The 18,512-nt window shown below is 69.7% G+C and carries 18 protein-coding genes; all 18 read left to right on the top strand.

Annotated elements, in window-relative coordinates:
• Positions 1–96 precede the first annotated feature (96 nt).
• The 18 genes from EHO50_RS00695 to efp all read left to right on the top strand — a co-directional run bounded on the left by EHO50_RS00695 (position 97) and on the right by efp (position 18,510).
• Positions 97–804: an MBL fold metallo-hydrolase gene (locus tag EHO50_RS00695; protein ID WP_128427809.1), complete on the top strand. Its 708-nt coding sequence runs from the start codon at positions 97–99 to the stop codon at positions 802–804.
• Between the two features lie 11 nt (positions 805–815).
• Complete coding sequence (hisS, locus tag EHO50_RS00690; RefSeq protein ID WP_128427806.1) at positions 816–2,078, top strand: histidine--tRNA ligase; 1,263 nt, start codon at positions 816–818, stop codon at positions 2,076–2,078.
• Positions 2,079–2,265: 187 nt separating this feature from the next.
• Positions 2,266–2,922 (top strand): vitamin K epoxide reductase family protein, encoded by a 657-nt coding sequence (locus EHO50_RS00685; RefSeq protein WP_128427804.1) that lies wholly within the window; start codon positions 2,266–2,268, stop codon positions 2,920–2,922.
• 68 nt (positions 2,923–2,990) lie between these two features.
• Entirely contained in the window at positions 2,991–4,346 is a 1,356-nt protein-coding gene (locus EHO50_RS00680; RefSeq protein WP_128427801.1) for a replication-associated recombination protein A, read from the top strand.
• A gap of 302 nt (positions 4,347–4,648) precedes the next feature.
• On the top strand, positions 4,649–5,263 hold the full coding sequence (gene rpsD, locus EHO50_RS00675) for a 30S ribosomal protein S4 (protein WP_015661793.1): 615 nt from the start codon (positions 4,649–4,651) through the stop codon (positions 5,261–5,263).
• A gap of 226 nt (positions 5,264–5,489) precedes the next feature.
• A complete protein-coding gene (locus tag EHO50_RS00670; RefSeq protein ID WP_128428907.1) occupies positions 5,490–5,936 on the top strand; it encodes a DUF948 domain-containing protein in 447 nt (148 codons plus the stop codon).
• 7 nt (positions 5,937–5,943) lie between these two features.
• Positions 5,944–6,303 (top strand): hypothetical protein, encoded by a 360-nt coding sequence (locus tag EHO50_RS00665; RefSeq protein WP_128427799.1) that lies wholly within the window; start codon positions 5,944–5,946, stop codon positions 6,301–6,303.
• Positions 6,303–8,975, top strand: a complete 2,673-nt coding sequence (alaS, locus tag EHO50_RS00660; protein WP_128427796.1) for an alanine--tRNA ligase — start codon at positions 6,303–6,305, stop codon at positions 8,973–8,975. The genes EHO50_RS00665 and alaS overlap by 1 nt, the downstream gene beginning before the upstream one ends.
• Positions 8,976–9,010: 35 nt before the next feature.
• Positions 9,011–9,475: a Holliday junction resolvase RuvX gene (gene ruvX / locus EHO50_RS00655; RefSeq protein ID WP_128428906.1), complete on the top strand. Its 465-nt coding sequence runs from the start codon at positions 9,011–9,013 to the stop codon at positions 9,473–9,475.
• A gap of 124 nt (positions 9,476–9,599) precedes the next feature.
• The gene (gene mltG, locus EHO50_RS00645) at positions 9,600–11,309 is read left to right on the top strand and encodes an endolytic transglycosylase MltG (protein WP_128427793.1); all 1,710 of its coding nucleotides are present in this window, start codon (positions 9,600–9,602) and stop codon (positions 11,307–11,309) included.
• Entirely contained in the window at positions 11,290–12,129 is an 840-nt protein-coding gene (locus EHO50_RS00640; RefSeq protein ID WP_128427791.1) for a shikimate dehydrogenase, read from the top strand. Before mltG ends, EHO50_RS00640 begins: the two co-directional genes overlap by 20 nt.
• Before the next feature lie 51 nt (positions 12,130–12,180).
• Positions 12,181–12,522, top strand: coding sequence for a hypothetical protein (locus tag EHO50_RS00635; protein WP_128427788.1), 342 nt, complete (start codon positions 12,181–12,183; stop codon positions 12,520–12,522).
• Positions 12,523–12,706: 184 nt separating this feature from the next.
• Positions 12,707–13,891 carry a chorismate synthase gene (aroC, locus tag EHO50_RS00630; protein ID WP_128427785.1) on the top strand — a complete coding sequence of 395 codons (1,185 nt, stop codon included), beginning with the start codon at positions 12,707–12,709 and terminating at the stop codon, positions 13,889–13,891.
• Positions 13,888–14,403, top strand: coding sequence for a shikimate kinase (locus EHO50_RS00625; RefSeq protein WP_128427783.1), 516 nt, complete (start codon positions 13,888–13,890; stop codon positions 14,401–14,403). The genes aroC and EHO50_RS00625 overlap by 4 nt, the downstream gene beginning before the upstream one ends.
• Positions 14,400–15,491 (top strand): 3-dehydroquinate synthase, encoded by a 1,092-nt coding sequence (aroB, locus tag EHO50_RS00620; protein WP_128427780.1) that lies wholly within the window; start codon positions 14,400–14,402, stop codon positions 15,489–15,491. Before EHO50_RS00625 ends, aroB begins: the two co-directional genes overlap by 4 nt.
• A gap of 192 nt (positions 15,492–15,683) precedes the next feature.
• Entirely contained in the window at positions 15,684–16,595 is a 912-nt protein-coding gene (locus tag EHO50_RS00615) for a Pro-rich N-terminal domain-containing protein (RefSeq protein WP_128427778.1), read from the top strand.
• Between the two features lie 190 nt (positions 16,596–16,785).
• The gene (locus tag EHO50_RS00610; RefSeq protein WP_128427776.1) at positions 16,786–17,892 is read left to right on the top strand and encodes an aminopeptidase P family protein; all 1,107 of its coding nucleotides are present in this window, start codon (positions 16,786–16,788) and stop codon (positions 17,890–17,892) included.
• Positions 17,893–17,943: 51 nt separating this feature from the next.
• Complete coding sequence (efp, locus tag EHO50_RS00605) at positions 17,944–18,510, top strand: elongation factor P (RefSeq protein ID WP_062722568.1); 567 nt, start codon at positions 17,944–17,946, stop codon at positions 18,508–18,510.
• The last annotated feature ends 2 nt before the right edge of the window (positions 18,511–18,512 follow it).

Below are 18,512 nucleotides of genomic sequence, written 5' to 3'. Positions count from 1 at the left end.
ATGGGTTCGCTGAGGAATCGGCAGCGCCGGTAGGCTCTGACGACAGGCGGAGCCTGCCGACAAACCACCTGTGTCGACACAAACGTAAGGACGATCGTGCTCATTGCCGGGTTCCCCGCCGGGGCCTGGGGGACGAACTGTTATCTCGTCGCCCCCGCCGCCGGTGAGGAGTGCGTGATCATCGACCCGGGCCACGAAGCGGCCCCCGGAGTCGAGGAAGCACTGAAGAAGCATCGGCTCAAGCCCGTCGCCGTCGTCCTCACCCACGGCCACCTCGACCACGTGGCCTCGGTCGTCCCGGTGTGCGGTGCGCACGACGTACCGGCCTGGATCCACCCCGAGGACCGGTACATGATGAGCGACCCCGAGAAGGCCCTCGGCCGCTCCATCGGGATGCAGCTGATGGGCGAGCTGACCATCGGGGAGCCGGACGACGTCAAGGAGCTGACCGACGGCGCGAAGCTGGAGCTGGCCGGCCTGGAGCTGACCGTCGCGCACGCGCCGGGCCATACCAAGGGGTCGGTGACCTTCGGCCTGCCCGAGGCGGCGGACATCCCGCCGATCTTCTTCTCGGGCGACCTGCTGTTCGCCGGCTCCATCGGACGCACCGACCTGCCCGGCGGTGACATGGCCGAGATGCTCGACTCGCTGGCCCGCGTGTGCCTGCCGCTCGACGACTCGACCGTGGTGCTGTCCGGCCACGGCCCCCAGACGACCATCGGCCAGGAGCGCGCCACCAACCCGTATCTGCGGCAGGTGGCCGCCGGCCTCGGGAGCGCCGACGCTCCCCGACGAGGAATGTGACGAGACCTTCCGTGAGCACCTTCAAGGCCCCCAAGGGCACGTACGACCTGATCCCGCCGGACTCCGCCAAGTACCTGGCGGTCCGTGAGGCGATCGCGGCTCCCCTGCGCAACTCCGGCTACGGCTACATCGAGACGCCCGGCTTCGAGAGCGTCGAGCTGTTCGCGCGTGGTGTCGGTGAGTCCACCGACATCGTGACCAAGGAGATGTACGCCTTCGAGACCAAGGGCGGCGACAAGCTGGCCCTGCGCCCCGAAGGCACGGCATCGGTCCTGCGGGCGGCGCTGGAGGCCAACCTGCACAAGGCGGGCAACCTCCCGGTCAAGCTCTGGTACTCGGGCTCGTACTACCGCTACGAGCGCCCCCAGAAGGGCCGTTACCGGCACTTCTCCCAGGTCGGCGCCGAGGCGATCGGCGCCGAGGACCCGGCGCTGGACGCCGAGCTGATCATCCTGGCCGACCAGGCCTACCGCTCGCTCGGCCTCAGCAACTTCCGCATCCTGCTCAACAGCCTGGGCGACAAGGAGTGCCGCCCGGTGTACCGAGCGGCGCTGCAGGACTTCCTGCGCGGCCTGGACATCGACGAGGACACGCGTCGTCGCGCGGAGATCAACCCGCTCCGCGTCCTGGACGACAAGCGCGAGTCGGTCCAGAAGCAGCTCGGGGACGCGCCGCTCCTGCGCGACTACCTCTGCGACGCCTGCAAGGCGTACCACGAGGAGGTCCGTGAACTGATCACCGCCGCGGGCGTCTCCTTCGAGGACGACCCGAAGCTGGTGCGCGGCCTGGACTACTACACGCGTACGACCTTCGAGTTCGTCCACGACGGTCTGGGCTCCCAGTCCGCGGTGGGCGGCGGCGGACGCTACGACGGCCTGTCCGAGATGATCGGCGGCCCCGCGCTGCCGTCCGTCGGCTGGGCCCTGGGCGTGGACCGCACCGTCCTCGCCCTGGAGGCGGAGGGCGTGGAGCTCCAACTCCCGTCGTCCACCAGCGTGTTCGCGGTGCCGCTCGGTGAGGAGGCCCGGCGCATCCTGTTCGCCAAGGTCACCGAGCTGCGCAAGCTCGGCATCGCGGCGGACTTCTCCTACGGCGCCAAGGGCCTCAAGGGCGCCATGAAGAACGCCAACCGCAGCGGCGCCCGCTACACGATCGTCGCCGGCGAACGCGACCTCGCCGAGGGCGTCGTACAGCTCAAGGACATGGAGTCCGGTGAGCAGGCGGCGATCGGCGTCAACGAGATCGTGGCCGAGCTGGAAGCCCGGCTGGGCTGAATTCCGAAAGGGCGGGGACCGGTTCGGGTCCCCGCCCTTTGCCGTTCCCGTCGGTGTCCTGAACCGAACGCCCATACACGATCGCGCGCCTTTCCTTATGCCCAGCGAACGGTGGGCCCGCGTGCGTGTGCGGCACAATGTGCCGTGTCCGGAGAAACTCCAAGTCTCAAGTGACGGAATCGGCGTGATGAGCAAGACGACAGTCAAAGACGTCTCCACCGAGCCCGAGCCGGAGCGTGCCGAGGCGGTGCCTCGGTCGGCGGGCGGCAGCCGTGCGTTCGCCCTGATGCTGGTGATCACCGGCGCGGCGGGACTGCTTGCCGCGTGGGTCATCACGATCGACAAGTTCAAGCTTCTCGAGGCCAAGGTCGAGGGCAAGACGTTCACCCCGGGCTGCAGCCTGAACCCCGTCGTCTCCTGCGGCAGTGTCATGGAGAGCAAGCAGGCCGCCGCCTTCGGGTTCCCCAACCCGATGCTCGGCCTGGTCGCCTACGGCATCGTCATCTGCGTCGGCATGAGCCTGCTCGGCCGCGCCCGCTTCCCGCGCTGGTACTGGCTCACCTTCAACGCCGGCACCCTCTTCGGCGTGGGCTTCTGCGCCTGGCTGATGTTCCAGTCGCTCTACCGGATCAACGCGCTGTGCCTGTGGTGCTCGCTGGCCTGGGTAGCGACGATCATCATGTTCTGGTACGTGACGTCGTTCAACATCCGCAACGGCTTCCTGCCCGCGCCGAACTGGCTGAAGAGCTTCTTCGGCGAGTTCACCTGGGTCATGCCCGTCCTGCACATCGGAATCATCGGCATGCTGATCCTGACCCGCTGGTGGGACTTCTGGACCAGCTGAGGGCCGGCCCAGCCGGGCCTTCTCCGGGGCCCGGCGGGATTGTCAGTGCGGTGAATTAGGGTTTCAGCGTGGAGCCCGACCTGTTCACCGCCGCCGCAGAAGAACGCCAGGAGAAGGACCCCGCCGGCAGTCCCCTGGCGGTGCGCATGCGCCCGCGCACCCTGGACGAGGTGGTGGGCCAGCAGCACCTGCTGAAGCCGGGCTCGCCGCTGCGCCGACTCGTCGGCGAATCCGGCGGCGGCCCCGCCGGGCCCTCCTCGGTGATCCTCTGGGGCCCACCCGGTACCGGCAAGACGACCCTGGCGTACGTCGTCTCCAAGGCCACCAACAAGCGCTTCGTCGAGCTGTCCGCCATCACCGCCGGGGTGAAGGAGGTCCGCGCGGTCATCGACGGCGCCCGCCGCGCCACCGGCGGCTTCGGCAAGGAGACCGTCCTCTTCCTCGACGAGATCCACCGCTTCAGCAAGGCCCAGCAGGACTCCCTTCTCCCGGCCGTCGAGAACCGCTGGGTGACCCTCATCGCGGCGACCACCGAGAACCCGTACTTCTCGATCATCTCCCCCCTGCTGTCCCGCTCCCTCCTCCTCACCCTCGAACCCCTCACCGACGACGACATCCGCGGCCTCCTGAAGCGTGCGCTGAGCGACGAGCGCGGTCTCAAGGACGCCGTCTCCCTCCCCGAGGACACCGAGGCCCACCTCCTGCGCATCGCCGGCGGCGACGCCCGCCGCGCCCTGACCGCCCTGGAGGCCGCCGCCGGTGCCGCCCTCGACAAGGGCGAGACGGAGATCGCCCTCACCACGCTGGAGGAGACGGTCGACCGGGCCGCCGTGAAGTACGACCGCGACGGCGACCAGCACTACGACGTGGCCAGCGCCCTGATCAAGTCCATCCGGGGATCGGATGTCGACGCGGCGCTCCACTACCTGGCCCGCATGATCGAGGCCGGCGAGGACCCGCGCTTCATCGCCCGCCGCCTGATGATCTCCGCCAGCGAGGACATCGGCCTCGCCGACCCGAACGCCCTGCCGATCGCCGTCGCCGCCGCCCAGGCCGTCGCCATGATCGGCTTCCCCGAGGCTGCCCTCACCCTCAGCCACGCCACCATCGCCCTCGCCCTCGCCCCCAAGTCCAACTCGGCGACCACCGCGATCGGCGCCGCCCTGGACGACGTACGCAAGGGACTGGCCGGCCCGGTCCCGCCCCACCTGCGCGACGGGCACTACAAGGGCGCCGCCAAGCTCGGGCACGCGCAGGGGTACGTGTATCCGCACGACCTGGCCGAGGGCATCGCCGCCCAGCAGTACGCCCCGGACGCCATCAAGGACCGCGAGTACTACGAGCCCACCCGGCACGGCGCCGAGGCGCGGTACGCCGACGCCGTGGAGTGGACCAGGAAGCACCTCGGTCGCAGGCGGTCCTGAGCGCCCTGTAGAATCCCTCGAAGTGCTGTGTCCCGTGCAGTCAGAACGGGACGGTCAGCCGGAGATCCGGTCTTCGGACCGGCTCCAGGAGCGTCGCGCACCGTTCGATTGGTGTCGCGGGCAGCCCACCACCACTCGTCGCACGACGGGAACGGTCGGTGGGCCACTCGCGTGCTGCACGTATGTGCCCAGACCAGGGAGCGGCTGCCCACCAGGCCCGGTAACGGACCCGGAGGGTTTCCCCGGCTGCGGATGCGACCTCCCTCAACCCTGACGAGCCGAACACTGAGAAATGAGAGATTGTGGCGAACCAGTCCCGCCCCAAGGTCAAGAAGTCGCGTGCCCTCGGCATCGCGCTGACCCCGAAGGCCGTCAAGTACTTCGAGGCCCGTCCCTACCCGCCGGGTGAGCACGGCCGTGGCCGCAAGCAGAACTCGGACTACAAGGTCCGTCTGCTCGAGAAGCAGCGTCTGCGTGCGCAGTACGACGTGTCCGAGCGTCAGCTCGTCCGCGCCTACGAGCGTGCCTCCAAGGTTCAGGGCAAGACCGGTGAGGCCCTGATCATCGAGCTCGAGCGCCGTCTCGACGCCCTGGTCCTGCGTTCGGGCATCGCCCGCACCATCTACCAGGCCCGTCAGATGGTCGTGCACGGCCACATCGAGGTCAACGGCCAGAAGGTCGACAAGCCGTCGTTCCGCGTCCGTCCCGACGACGTCGTGATGGTCCGCGAGCGCAGCCGCGAGAAGACCCTCTTCTCCATCGCCCGTGAGGGCGGCTTCGCCCCCGAGGGCGAGACCCCGCGCTACCTCCAGGTGAACCTCAAGGCCCTGGCGTTCCGCCTGGACCGTGAGCCGAACCGCAAGGAGATCCCGGTGATCTGCGACGAGCAGCTCGTCGTCGAGTACTACGCCCGTTGATCCTTCAGCGGCCGTAGGACTTCTGCGCCTGAGCCCGTCGTCTCCCCGCCCTTTTGGGCGGGCGAGGCGGCGGGCTTTCGCATGTTCACGGATGGACTTCCGGCAACTCGGCTGCGCGCGGGCGGTAATCCGGTGCAGAGCGGCACCCCCGGCGCGATAGGCTCGGTGCACGACTTTTTCGATGTAGACCGATGTAGAGGCACGTTTCAGGGAGCGGGTGCACACAGTGTCCGGTGGAGAGGTTGCCGGGATCCTGGTGGCCGTGTTCTGGGCGATCCTGGTCTCCTTCCTCGCCGTCGCGCTGGCGAGGCTGGCCCAGACGCTCAAGGCGACCACCAAGCTCGTCGCGGACGTGACCGACCAGGCCGTCCCGCTCCTGGCAGAGGCCTCCACGGCGGTGCGCTCCGCGCAGACCCAGATCGACCGGGTCGACGCGATCGCCTCCGACGTCCAGGAGGTCACGTCGAACGCCTCCGCGCTGTCGACCACCGTCGCCTCCACCTTCGGCGGCCCCCTGGTCAAGGTCGCGGCCTTCGGCTACGGCGTGCGCCGGGCCCTCGGCGGCCGCAAGGACGACGCACCCGCCAAGGCGCCCCGACGCACCGTGATCGTGGGCCGCACGGTTCCGGGCGCGCGACGGGAGAAGCGAAACCTCCGCGGAAAGAGGGACTGAGCCCAGCATGTTCCGCCGTACGTTCTGGTTCACCACGGGCGTCGCCGCCGGTGTGTGGGCCACCACCAAGGTCAACCGGAAGCTGAAGCAGCTGACCCCCGAGAACCTCGCCGCGAGCGCGGCGAACAAGGCGATCGAGGCCGGCCACCGGCTCAAGGACCGCGCGGTGGGCTTCGCGCTCGACGTCCGCGACAACATGGCCCAGCGGGAGGAGGAACTGGGCGACGCGCTGGGCATCAACGCCCCCGTCGACCAGGAACTCCTTCCGCCCCGGCGGTACACCGCCATCGAGAACCGCAACAACCCGAAGTACGTCGAGGGATCGACGTACCAGACGTACTCGTACAACCGGAATGAGGACCACTGATGGAGTCGGCCGAGATTCGCCGCCGCTGGTTGAGCTTCTTCGAGGAGCGCGGGCACACCGTCGTCCCTTCGGCGTCGCTCATCGCGGACGACCCGACTCTGCTCCTCGTCCCGGCCGGCATGGTGCCCTTCAAGCCCTACTTCCTGGGTGAGGTCAAGCCGCCCTTCGCGCGCGCGACCAGCGTGCAGAAGTGCGTGCGCACGCCCGACATCGAAGAGGTCGGCAAGACCACCCGCCACGGCACGTTCTTCCAGATGTGCGGCAACTTTTCCTTCGGCGACTACTTCAAGGAAGGCGCCATCAAGCACGCCTGGGAGCTGCTCACCAGCCCCCAGGACAAGGGTGGTTACGGCCTGGAGCCGGAGAAGCTCTGGATCACCGTCTACAAGGACGACGACGAGGCCGAGCGCATCTGGCACGAGGTCGTCGGTGTGCCGAAGGAGCGCATCCAGCGCCTCGGCATGAAGGACAACTACTGGTCCATGGGCGTCCCCGGCCCCTGCGGCCCCTGTTCCGAGATCAACTACGACCGCGGCCCCGAGTTCGGCGTCGAGGGCGGCCCCGCCGTCAACGACGAGCGGTACGTGGAGATCTGGAACCTCGTCTTCATGCAGTACGAGCGTGGCGAGGGCGTCGGCAAGGACAACTTCGAGATCCTCGGCGAACTGCCCAGCAAGAACATCGACACCGGCCTCGGCCTCGAGCGTCTCGCCATGATTCTGCAGGGCGTGCAGAACATGTACGAGATCGACACCTCCATGGCCGTCATCAACAAGGCCACCGAGCTGACCGGTGTCGCGTACGGCGACGCCCACGGCTCGGACGTCTCCCTGCGCGTGGTCACCGACCACATGCGTACGTCGGTGATGCTCATCGGCGACGGCGTCACCCCCGGCAACGAGGGCCGCGGCTACGTGCTGCGCCGCATCATGCGTCGCGCCATCCGCAACATGCGGCTGCTCGGCGCCACCGGTCCGGTCGTCAAGGACCTGATCGACGTCGTCATCGGCATGATGGGCCAGCAGTACCCCGAGCTCGTCACCGACCGCGAGCGCATCGAGAAGGTCGCCCTCGCCGAGGAGAACGCCTTCCTCAAGACGCTCAAGGCCGGCACCAACATCCTCGACACCGCCGTCACCGAGACCAAGGCGGCCGGTTCCGCCGTGCTGCCCGGCGACAAGGCGTTCCTGCTCCACGACACCTGGGGCTTCCCGATCGACCTCACCCTGGAGATGGCCGCCGAGCAGGGCCTTTCCGTGGACGAGGACGGTTTCCGCCGCCTGATGAAGGAGCAGCGGGAGCGCGCCAAGGCCGACGCCCAGGCCAAGAAGACCGGCCACGCCGGCGCCGGCGCCTACCGGGAGATCGCCGACAAGGTCGGTGAGACGGACTTCATCGGTTACAGCGACACCGAGGGCGAGTCGACCATCGTCGGCATCCTCGTCGACGGCGCCTCCTCCCCGGCCGCCACCGAGGGCGACGAGGTCGAGATCGTCCTCGACCGCACCCCGTTCTACGCCGAGGGCGGTGGCCAGATCGGCGACACCGGCCGCATCAAGGTCGACACCGGTGCCGTCATCGAGGTCCGCGACTGCCAGAAGCCGGTGCCGGGCGTGTACGTCCACAAGGGCGTCGTGCAGGTCGGTGAGGTGACGGTCGGTGCCAAGGCCCACGCCTCCATCGACTCGCTCCGCCGCAGGGCCATCGCCCGCGCCCACTCGGCCACGCACCTCACCCACCAGGCCCTGCGTGACGCCCTCGGCCCGACGGCCGCCCAGGCCGGTTCCGAGAACCAGCCCGGCCGCTTCCGCTTCGACTTCGGTTCGCCGTCCGCCGTGCCGACGGCCGTGATGACCGACGTCGAGCAGAAGATCAACGAGGTCCTCGCCCGCGACCTCGACGTGCACGCCGAGGTCATGGGCATCGACGAGGCCAAGAAGCAGGGCGCCATCGCCGAGTTCGGCGAGAAGTACGGCGAGCGCGTCCGCGTCGTGACCATCGGCGACTTCTCCAAGGAGCTGTGCGGCGGCACGCACGTGCACAACACCGCCCAGCTCGGCCTGGTGAAGCTGCTCGGCGAGTCGTCGATCGGCTCCGGTGTGCGCCGTATCGAGGCCCTCGTCGGCGTCGACGCCTACAACTTCCTCGCCCGTGAGCACACGGTCGTCGCCCAGCTCCAGGAGCTGATCAAGGGCCGCCCGGAGGAGCTCCCGGAGAAGGTCTCCGCCATGCTCGGCAAGCTGAAGGACGCCGAGAAGGAGATCGAGAAGTTCCGCGCCGAGAAGGTGCTGCAGGCCGCCGCCGGTCTCGCCGAGTCCGCCAAGGACGTCCGCGGCATCGCCGTCGTCACCGGCCAGGTCCCGGACGGCACCACGCCGGACGACCTGCGCAAGCTGGTCCTCGATGTGCGCGGCCGTATCCAGGGCGGGCGCGCCGCGGTCGTGGCCCTGTTCACGGTCAACAACGGCAAGCCCCTCACGGTCATCGCCACCAACGAGCCCGCCCGTGAGCGTGGCCTCAAGGCCGGCGACCTGGTCCGTACGGCCGCCAAGACCCTCGGCGGCGGCGGTGGCGGCAAGCCGGACGTCGCCCAGGGCGGCGGCCAGAACCCGGCCGCCGTCGGCGAGGCCGTCGACGCCGTCGAACGCCTCGTGGCGGAATCGGCCAAGTGAGCGCCGAGACACAGGCGAGTGGCGACGGCCGGGGCATGCGCCGCGGCCGTCGCCTGGCGATCGACGTCGGGGACGCCCGCATCGGGGTTGCCTCGTGCGACCCCGACGGGATCCTCGCCACCCCGGTGGAGACGGTCCCGGGCAGGGACATCCCGGCAGCCCACCGCCGCCTCAGGCAACTCGTCGAGGAGTACGAGCCGATCGAGGTCGTCGTCGGTCTCCCTCGCTCCCTCAAGGGAGGCGAGGGCCCGGCCGCGGTCAAGGTCAGGGGCTTCGCCCAGGAACTGGCCCGCATGATCGCGCCAGTACCGGTCAGGCTCGTGGACGAGCGCATGACGACCGTGACGGCCAGTCAGGGACTGCGCGCCTCGGGCGTGAAGTCGAAGAAGGGCCGGTCGGTGATCGACCAGGCAGCCGCTGTGATCATCTTGCAGCAGGCACTCGAATCCGAACGGGTGTCAGGTAAAGCTCCCGGAGAGGGCGTCGAAGTGGTCATCTGATCGCGATACGGTAACGTTCCGCGCGATGCGCCGGTTTTCGAACAGCCGGGGCACAAAGAGAGGCGGGACGGGAGCCGGAGCTACACCAGCCGCGTGACCGCCGCCTCGCGGCTCTAGGGGATCGATGACTGAGTATGGCCGGGGCCCTGGCTCCGAACCGTGGCATCCCGAGGACCCGTTGTTCGGGGACGGCGGATGGGAAGGGCAGCAGGCCCATGCGGGCCAGCAGGCTGCCTACGGCGGCCAGCCGCAGCACTATCCGGAGCAGCCGCAGCAGCCGCAGCACTACGGCGACTGGGGCAACGGCCAGCAGGCCGCATACGGTCAGGCGCAGCAGTACCAGCAGCAGGGTCAGCAGTACCCGGAGCAGGGCCGGCAGTACCCGCAGCAGTACGAACAGCAGCAGTACGGGGGCCAGGGGCAGCAGTCGTACGACCACAACGGCTGGGCCAACGGCACACACGCCCACGCCCAGTACCCCGACCCGACGGACCCGTACGGGCAGCAGGCCGCGGCGTACGGCGGTGAGCAGCAGGACTACTACGGCACACCCGACGCGTACCCCCCGCCGGCGCCGCCGAGTCGGCGGCAGGCCGAGCCGGAGCCGCCGCAGACCGACTGGGACCCGGGTCCTGACCAGGGCGAACACGCCTTCTTCGCCGGCGGCGGCGACGAGGACGAAGACGACTTGGACGACGAGTCGGGAGGCGGCCGTGGACGCGGTGACCGCCGGGGCCGGGGCGGAAAGCCCAAGAAGCGGCGCAGCGGGATGGCCTGTCTGGTGGTCGTTCTGATCTTCACCGGGGGCGTGGCCGGAGTCGGATATTTCGGGTACCAGTTTTACCAGGATCGTTTCGGCGATGCGCCGGACTTCGCGGGTGACGGCACGAGTGAGACGGTGACCGTCGAGATTCCCAAGGGTGCGTTCGGATCCGAGATCGGTCAGAAGCTGAAGGCGGCCGGCGTCGTGAAGAGCGTCGACGCATTCGTCTCCGCCCAGGCGGAGAACCCCGACGGAGACAAGATCCAGGCGGGCGCCTATCTGTTGAAGAAGCAGATGTCCGCAGCGAGCGCCGTCGAGATGATGCTCGACCCCAAGAGTCAGAACAACGTTCTGGTCAGGCCGGGCGAGCGGAATGCGGTCGTCTACAAGGCGATCGACGAGCAGCTCGAATTGTCGTCCGGCACCACCGAGAAGGCCGCTGAGGAGAAATACAAGAGCCTCGGACTTCCGAGCTGGGCGAACGACAACGGCGAGATCAAGGACCCGCTGGAAGGCTTCCTGTACCCGGGCACCTATCCCGCCGCAAAGGGCATGAAGCCCGAGGTCGTGCTGAAGGAGATGGTGACCCGGGCCGCGGACAGGTACGAGGCGCTGGGTCTGGAGTCCAAGGCCAAGGCGCTCAAGCTGGACAACCCGCTGCAGGTCGTCACGGTCGCCAGCCTCGTCCAGGCCGAGGGCAAGACCGACGACGACTACCGCAAGATGGCGGAGGTGGTCTACAACCGTCTCGACCTCGCGAACCCCGAGACCTACGGTGCCCTGCAGTTCGACTCGACCTTCAATTACCTGAAGGGTCAGAGCAACATCGACATCAGTGAGTCGGAGATCAAGAGCAACCCGGACCCGTACAACACGTACTACCACAAGGGTCTGCCGCCCGGCCCGATCGGAAACCCGGGGGACGGCGCGCTGAAGGGGACGCTGAATCCGACTGACCAGGGCTGGTACTACTTCGTGGCGACCGACGGTGTGAACAAGACCGAATTCGCCAAGACCCACGATGAATTCCTCAGGCTCAAGGACAAGTTCAATGAGAGCAGGGGCAACTGACGCCCGCCGGGCGGCCGTCCTCGGTTCGCCCATCGCCCACTCCCTCTCCCCGGTGCTGCACCGGGCGGCCTACGAGGAACTGAAGCTCACGGGCTGGTCGTACGACCGCTTCGAGATCGACGAGGCCGCTCTGCCCGGCTTCCTCGCGGAACTCGGGTCGGAGTGGGCCGGGCTGTCGCTGACCATGCCGCTCAAGCGGGCCGTCATCCCGCTGCTCGACGAGATCAGCGAGACGGCGGCCTCGGTCGAGGCGGTCAACACGATCGTCTTCACCGAGGACGGCCGCCGCGTCGGCGACAACACCGACATCCCCGGCATGGTCGCCGCGCTGCGGGAGCGCGGCATCGAACAGGTCGACTCGGCGGCCATCCTCGGCGCCGGCGCCACCGCCTCCTCCGCGCTGGCCGCGCTCGCGCGCATCTGCACCGGTGAGGTCGTGGCGTATGTACGCAGCGAGGCCCGCGCCGCCGAGATGCGGCAGTGGGGCGAGCGGCTCGACGTCGAACTCCGTACGGCGGACTGGGCCGACGCGGACCGGGCGCTGCGCGCGCCGCTGGTGATCGCGACCACCCCGGCCGGTACGACCGACGCACTCGCCGCCGCCGTACCGGAGCGCCCCGCCACGCTGTTCGACGTGCTCTACGACCCCTGGCCGACCGCCCTCGCGGCTCGCTGGTCCATGTACGGCGGAGCCGTCGTCAGCGGTCTCGACCTGCTGGTGCACCAGGCTGTGCTCCAGGTGGAGCAGATGACGGGCCGTGTGCCGGCGCCCCTGGAGGCCATGCGAAAAGCGGGGGAGCGCGCGCTCGCGGGCCGCTAGGATCCGCTGAGTTCCGCAGGGGGCGGAGCGGTCCGAGGGGGAGTACGAGCTGTGTCCACTGGTGTTTCGCTGGCGTCCGGCAAGGGCGAGATATTCGAGATCGTCCTGCAGTTCATGCCGGACTGGGTGCAGATCCCGGTGCTTGTCCTGGTCGTGCTCCTTGTCGTCGGGTCTTGGGGCTTCAAGCTGAAGCGCAAGATCGACCGCCGGCGGGCGGTACGCAGGGGACAGACTGTCCAGGCGGCGGTGCAGCACGGGCAGGGGCGGGGCGCCGACTATCTGGGGCCGTACGCTCCTGAGCAGGCTGCGCCACAACCGGGGCAGTCGCCGAGCGGCGCCGACTTCCTCGGCGCGTACGCGCCACAACAGGGTCAGGGCAACGGCCACGCGTGATCCCTTCCGGCGCGCGGCGACGTCCATCCGCCGTCCGCTTGGTGGACCGGCGGCCGGGCTCCGGGCCCGGACGTGGGAGGATCGAAGGTGGCGGGCCAGGGCCGCGCACCTGGTCGCGCCGTCGACGTACGCGAGGACGCGCGTACGCAGGGCAGTACCAGGGCGCGAGCACTGAGGAGCACCGTTGAGCAGGTTGCGCTGGCTGACCGCGGGGGAGTCCCACGGTCCCGCACTCGTGGCGACGCTGGAGGGCCTTCCCGCCGGCGTGCCGATCACCACGGAGATGGTGGCGGACCACCTGGCCCGGCGCCGGCTCGGTTATGGACGCGGTGCGCGCATGAAGTTCGAGCGCGACGAGGTCACCTTCCTCGGCGGCGTCCGGCACGGCCTGACCCTCGGTTCCCCGGTCGCGATCATGGTGGGCAACACCGAGTGGCCGAAGTGGGAGCAGGTCATGGCGGCCGACCCCATCGACCCGGAGATCCTCGCGGGCCTCGCCCGCAACGCGCCGCTGACCCGCCCGCGTCCCGGCCACGCCGACCTCGCGGGCATGCAGAAGTACGGCTTCGACGAGGCCCGGCCGATCCTGGAGCGTGCCTCGGCGCGGGAGACGGCGGCCCGTGTGGCGCTGGGCGCGGTCGCCCGGTCGTACATCAAGGAGACGGCCGGCATCGAGATCGTCAGCCACGTTGTGGAGCTGGCCTCGGCGAAGGCGCCGCAGAGCGTCTACCCGACCCCGGCCGACGTCGAGAAGCTGGACGCCGACCCCGTGCGCTGCCTGGACGCCGACGCGTCGAAGGCGATGGTCGCCGAGATCGACCAGGCCCACAAGGACGGCGACACCCTCGGTGGCGTGGTCGAGATCCTCGCGTACGGCGTCCCCGTCGGCCTGGGCTCGCACGTGCACTGGGACCGCAAGCTGGACGCCCGACTCGCGGGCGCGCTCATGGGCATTCAGGCGATCAAGGGTGTCGAGATCGGTGACGGCTTCGAGCTGGCGCGGGTGCCCGGTTCCAAGGCGCACGACGAGATCGTGAACACGCCCGAGGGCATCCGCCGTGTCTCCGGCCGTTCCGGCGGCACCGAGGGCGGCCTCACCACCGGTGAGCTGCTGCGGGTCCGTGCCGCGATGAAGCCGATCGCGACCGTGCCGCGCGCCCTGCAGACCGTGGACGTCACCACTGGCGAGGCCACGCAGGCGCACCACCAGCGCTCCGACGTGTCCGCGGTCCCGGCCGCCGGCATCGTCGCCGAGGCCATGGTTGCCTTGGTGCTCGCGGACGCGGTGGCGGAGAAGTTCGGCGGTGACAGCGTGGCCGAGACGCGCCGCAACGTGACGTCGTACCTCGACAACCTCGCCATCCGATGAGCGGGCCGCTGGTCGTCCTGGTCGGCCCGATGGGGGTGGGCAAGTCGACCGTCGGGCAGCTGCTGGCCGAGCGGCTGGGCGTCACCTACCGGGACACCGACGACGACATCGTGGCCGAGCAGGGCCGGACCATCGCCGAGATCTTCGTCGACGAGGGTGAGTCCGCCTTCCGTGCCGTCGAGAAGCAGGCGGTGCACCGGGCTCTGGCCGAACACGACGGTGTTCTCGCGCTGGGTGGCGGTTCGATCCTGGACGCGGACACGCGCGCGCTGCTCGCGGGCCGGCGGGTCGTGTACCTGTCGATGGACGTCGAGGAGGCGGTCAAGCGGACCGGGCTGAACGCGGCCCGCCCGCTGCTGGCGGTCAACCCGCGCAAGCAGTGGCGCGAGCTGATGGAGGCCCGTCGGCACCTGTACGAGGAGGTCGCCACGGCCGTCGTCGCCACCGATGGCCGTACGCCCGAAGAGGTCACCGAAATCGCCCTGGACACACTGGAGTTGAAGGAAGCATGAGCGAGGCAGTCACCCGGATCCAGGTCGGCGGCACCGCGGGGACCGACCCGTACGAGGTCCTGGTGGGCCGTCAACTCCTGGGCGAGCTGGGCGGGTTGATCGGCAGCAAGGCCAAGCGGGTGGCCGTCGTCCACCCGGAGGCGCTGGCCGAGACCGGCGAGGCGCTGCGGGCCGACCTGGCCGAGCAGGGCTATGAGGCGGTCGCGATCCAGGTGCCGAACGCGGAGGAGGCCAAGACCGCCGAGGTGGCCGCCTACTGCTGGAAGGCGCTGGGCCAGTCCGGCTTCACCCGCTCCGACGTCATCGTCGGCGTCGGCGGCGGCGCGACCACCGATCTGGCCGGGTTCGTGGCGGCGACCTGGCTGCGCGGGGTGCGCTGGATCGCCGTCCCGACCACTGTGCTCGCCATGGTCGACGCGGCCGTCGGCGGCAAGACCGGCATCAACACCGCCGAGGGCAAGAACCTCGTGGGCGCCTTCCACCCGCCGACCGGTGTGCTGTGCGACCTGGCCGCGCTGGACTCGCTGCCCGTCAACGACTACGTCTCCGGTCTCGCCGAGATCATCAAGGCCGGTTTCATCGCCGACCCGGCGATCCTGGAACTCATCGAGTCCGACCCCGAAGCCGCCCGCACCCCGGCCGGCCCGCACACCGCCGAGCTGATCGAGCGCTCCATCCGGGTCAAGGCCGAGGTCGTCTCGTCGGACCTGAAGGAGTCGGGGCTGCGGGAGATCCTCAACTACGGCCACACGCTCGGCCACGCCATCGAGAAGAACGAGCGCTACAAGTGGCGGCACGGCGCGGCGGTCTCCGTCGGCATGCACTTCGCCGCCGAACTCGGCCGTCTCGCCGGGCGGTTGGACGATGCGACGGCCGACCGCCACCGCACGATCCTCGAATCGGTCGGCCTGCCGCTGTTCTACCGCCACGACCAGTGGCCCAAGCTGCTGGAGAACATGAAGGTCGACAAGAAGTCCCGCGGCGACCTGCTCCGCTTCATCGTGCTGGACGGCCTGGCCAAGCCGACCGTCCTGGAGGGGCCGGACCCGGCCGTCCTGCTCGCCGCGTACGGCGAAGTCGGCCAGTAAGTCCGCCGAACCGCCTTTTAAGTCCGCCGAACCACCTTTCCGTCCGATTCGCATGTGGCGATGGGCACTTCAGACCGCCCCCGGCCGTTCACCAAACGGCGGCCGGGGGCGGTACCGTTCGGTAGCGGAAGCGGGGTTCGTGCCCTGCTGCCAGCGCCAATGGCCATGGAAGACGAGATGGAGTGGCACCGGATGCAGCACGCAGTGGGTTCTCCGCTGCCGCCGCCCCACCAGCCGGGGCACGGCTGGTCGCAGGCCGCACAACACCCGGGGCAGCACCACCCGGGCGCGCCCCAGGCACCCGCCCAGCACCAGGGCCATGCCCCGCAGGGATCCGCCCCCCACCAGGGGTCGGCCCCCGTGCCCCCGCCGCCCCCGGCACCTGCACCGGGCTTCACACCCGCCGGACCGGTCCCGCCCGCGCCCCAGCACGTCCAGGCTCCGGCCCCGCCGACGCCCGACACCACGGGCCATGTACCGCTGCCGCCCGGCGGCCCCGTCGCCATGCCGAGCACCCCGCCCGCGACGGCGGCACCCGACCCGTCGGCCACGACTCTCGCGGTACTGCTCATCGGGCCGGCGGGAGCCGGCAAGACGAGCGTCGCCAAATACTGGGCGGACCACCGCAGGGTCCCCACGGCCCACATCAGCCTCGATGACGTACGCGAATGGGTCCGCTCGGGCTTCGCCGACCCGCAGTCCGGGTGGAACGACAACTCCGAGGCCCAGTACCGCCTCGCCCGCCGCACCTGCGGCTTCGCCGCGCGCAACTACCTGGCCAACGGCATCTCCTGCATCCTCGACGACGCGGTCTTCCCCGACCGCCCGGTGGTCGGCCTGGGCGGCTGGAAGCGCCACGTGGGCCCGGGACTGTTGCCGGTCGTCCTGCTTCCGGGCCTGGAGATCGTCCTGGAGCGCAACGCCGAGCGCACGGGCAACCGCCGCCTCACCGACGAGGAGGTCGCCCGCATCCACGGCCGCATGGCGGGCTGGTACGGCTCGGGCCTGCCGATCATCGACAACTCCCAGCTCGACGTCCCACAGACGGCCCAGGTACTGGACGACGTACTGGCAAGGTCCATCGCAAGCCCCCCGAACTGGTAGCCAAGGTGACTGGACGCCCTGAGGGGCGCGGGGAACTGCGCGACAAGCCCCCACTCACCCGCAGACGGCACACAACCTCGCATGGCACCCCGTCCCCCGAACGGCACCCTCCCGGCCGGCACAATCCGGGCACCGCCCACTCAGACGCCCTCAACCGGCGCCAACCCCGCGAAGCTCTTACGCTCGGGTCATGTCAGAGGTGTACGCCACCCGCCGATCCCGGCTGAGGGACCGCTGCCAAGCCAGCGGCAGCGCCACCGCGCTGATCTCCCGCCCCGCCAACGTCCGCTACCTCGCGGGCGCCGCCCCGCACGGCTCCGTGCTGCTCCTCGGCAAGACCGAAGACCTGCTCGTGTGCGCCGAACCTCCCGACGACCGCCCCACCGAGGGCCGCCCCGACGAGGCACTGCGGATCCACACCCTCCCCAGCGCCGGAGGCGACCCCGCCGTCGCCGCGGCCGACCTCGCGGCAGCGCAGGGCGGGGTCTCCCTCGCGGTGGAGGAGCACCACCTCACCGTGGCCCGCCACCGGGCCATCCGCTCGGTCGTGCCGCGCCTGCGCCTCGCCGACCTCGGCGGAGCCGTGGAGCAGCTCCGGGTGGTCAAGGACGAGGAGGAGATCTCCTGCCTCAGGATCGGCGCGGAGATCGCCGACCAGGCGCTCGGGGAACTGCTCGAATCCATCCTCGTCGGCCGCACCGAACGCCACCTCGCCCTGGAACTCGAACGGCGCCTGGTCGATCACGGTGCCGACGGCCCCGCCTTCCGGACCTCCGTCGCCACCGGCCCGAACGCCGGCCGACGAGCCCATCGGCCCACCGACCGCCGCGTCGAGGAGGGCGACTTCCTCTCCGTCTGTCTGGGGGCCACATACCGCGGCTACCGGTGCGAGATCGGCCGTACCTTCGTCATCGGTACGTCCCCCGCCGACTGGCAGATCGAGTTGTACGACCTCGTCTTCGCCGCCCAGCGCGCCGGACGGGAGGCGCTGGCACCCGGCGCCGCGTACCGCGATGTTGACCGCGCGGCACGTCAGGTGCTGGACTCGGCGGGGTACGCCCAGGGCCTTCCGGCCCTGACTGGGCACGGTGTGGGACTCGAAATCGACGAGGACCCGCAGTTGGCTCCCGCGGCCATGGGTAAACTGGACGCTTGCGTGCCGGTCACCGTCGAACCGGGGGTCCACCTCCCGGGCCGGGGCGGCGTCCGGATCGATGACACGCTCGTCGTCCGCCCCGAGGCGGACGGCGGACCCGAGCTACTCACCATCACGACCAAGGAGCTGCTCGCCCTTTAGACAGGAGCGTGCGCCGGGGTCGTCCACGTCAGTCCAGGAGATTCCGCAACCGTGGCTTCCACGAACGACCTCAAGAACGGCATGGTGCTCAAGCTCGAAGGCGGCCAGCTCTGGTCCGTCGTCGAGTTCCAGCACGTCAAGCCCGGCAAGGGCCCGGCCTTCGTGCGCACCAAGCTCAAGAACGTGCTCTCCGGGAAGGTCGTCGACAAGACCTTCAACGCCGGCGTGAAGGTCGAGACGGCCACCGTCGACAAGCGCGACATGCAGTTCTCGTACATGGACGGCGAGTACTTCGTCTTCATGGACATGGAGACCTACGACCAGCTCATGGTCGACCGCAAGGCCGTCGGTGACGCCGCCAACTTCCTGATCGAGGGCTTCACCGCCACCGTCGCGCAGCATGAGGGCGAGGTGCTCTTCGTCGAGCTGCCGGCCGCCGTCGAGCTCGTCATCCAGGAGACCGAGCCGGGCGTCCAGGGCGACCGCTCCACCGGCGGCACCAAGCCCGCCACCCTGGAGACCGGTCACCAGATCAACGTCCCGCTCTTCATCACCACCGGTGAGAAGATCAAGGTCGACACCCGCACCAGCGACTACCTCGGCCGGGTGAACAGCTAACC

The organism is Streptomyces cyaneus (genome assembly GCF_004028635.1).
GTDB lineage: Bacteria > Actinomycetota > Actinomycetes > Streptomycetales > Streptomycetaceae > Streptomyces > Streptomyces cyaneus.
The sequence above is the reverse complement of the archived record's forward strand: the minus strand, read 5'-3'. Positions and strand labels throughout refer to the sequence as shown.

Coding starts and splice junctions, on each gene's coding strand:
- EHO50_RS00665 (WP_128427799.1), top strand. CDS start 5,944: ATGTTCCGCCGTACGTTCTGGTTCACCACGGGCGTCGCCGCCGGTGTG.
- mltG (WP_128427793.1), top strand. CDS start 9,600: ATGACTGAGTATGGCCGGGGCCCTGGCTCCGAACCGTGGCATCCCGAG.
- EHO50_RS00625 (WP_128427783.1), top strand. CDS start 13,888: ATGAGCGGGCCGCTGGTCGTCCTGGTCGGCCCGATGGGGGTGGGCAAG.
- EHO50_RS00640 (WP_128427791.1), top strand. CDS start 11,290: ATGAGAGCAGGGGCAACTGACGCCCGCCGGGCGGCCGTCCTCGGTTCG.
- EHO50_RS00610 (WP_128427776.1), top strand. CDS start 16,786: ATGTCAGAGGTGTACGCCACCCGCCGATCCCGGCTGAGGGACCGCTGC.
- EHO50_RS00615 (WP_128427778.1), top strand. CDS start 15,684: ATGCAGCACGCAGTGGGTTCTCCGCTGCCGCCGCCCCACCAGCCGGGG.
- ruvX (WP_128428906.1), top strand. CDS start 9,011: ATGCGCCGCGGCCGTCGCCTGGCGATCGACGTCGGGGACGCCCGCATC.
- alaS (WP_128427796.1), top strand. CDS start 6,303: ATGGAGTCGGCCGAGATTCGCCGCCGCTGGTTGAGCTTCTTCGAGGAG.
- EHO50_RS00685 (WP_128427804.1), top strand. CDS start 2,266: ATGAGCAAGACGACAGTCAAAGACGTCTCCACCGAGCCCGAGCCGGAG.
- aroB (WP_128427780.1), top strand. CDS start 14,400: ATGAGCGAGGCAGTCACCCGGATCCAGGTCGGCGGCACCGCGGGGACC.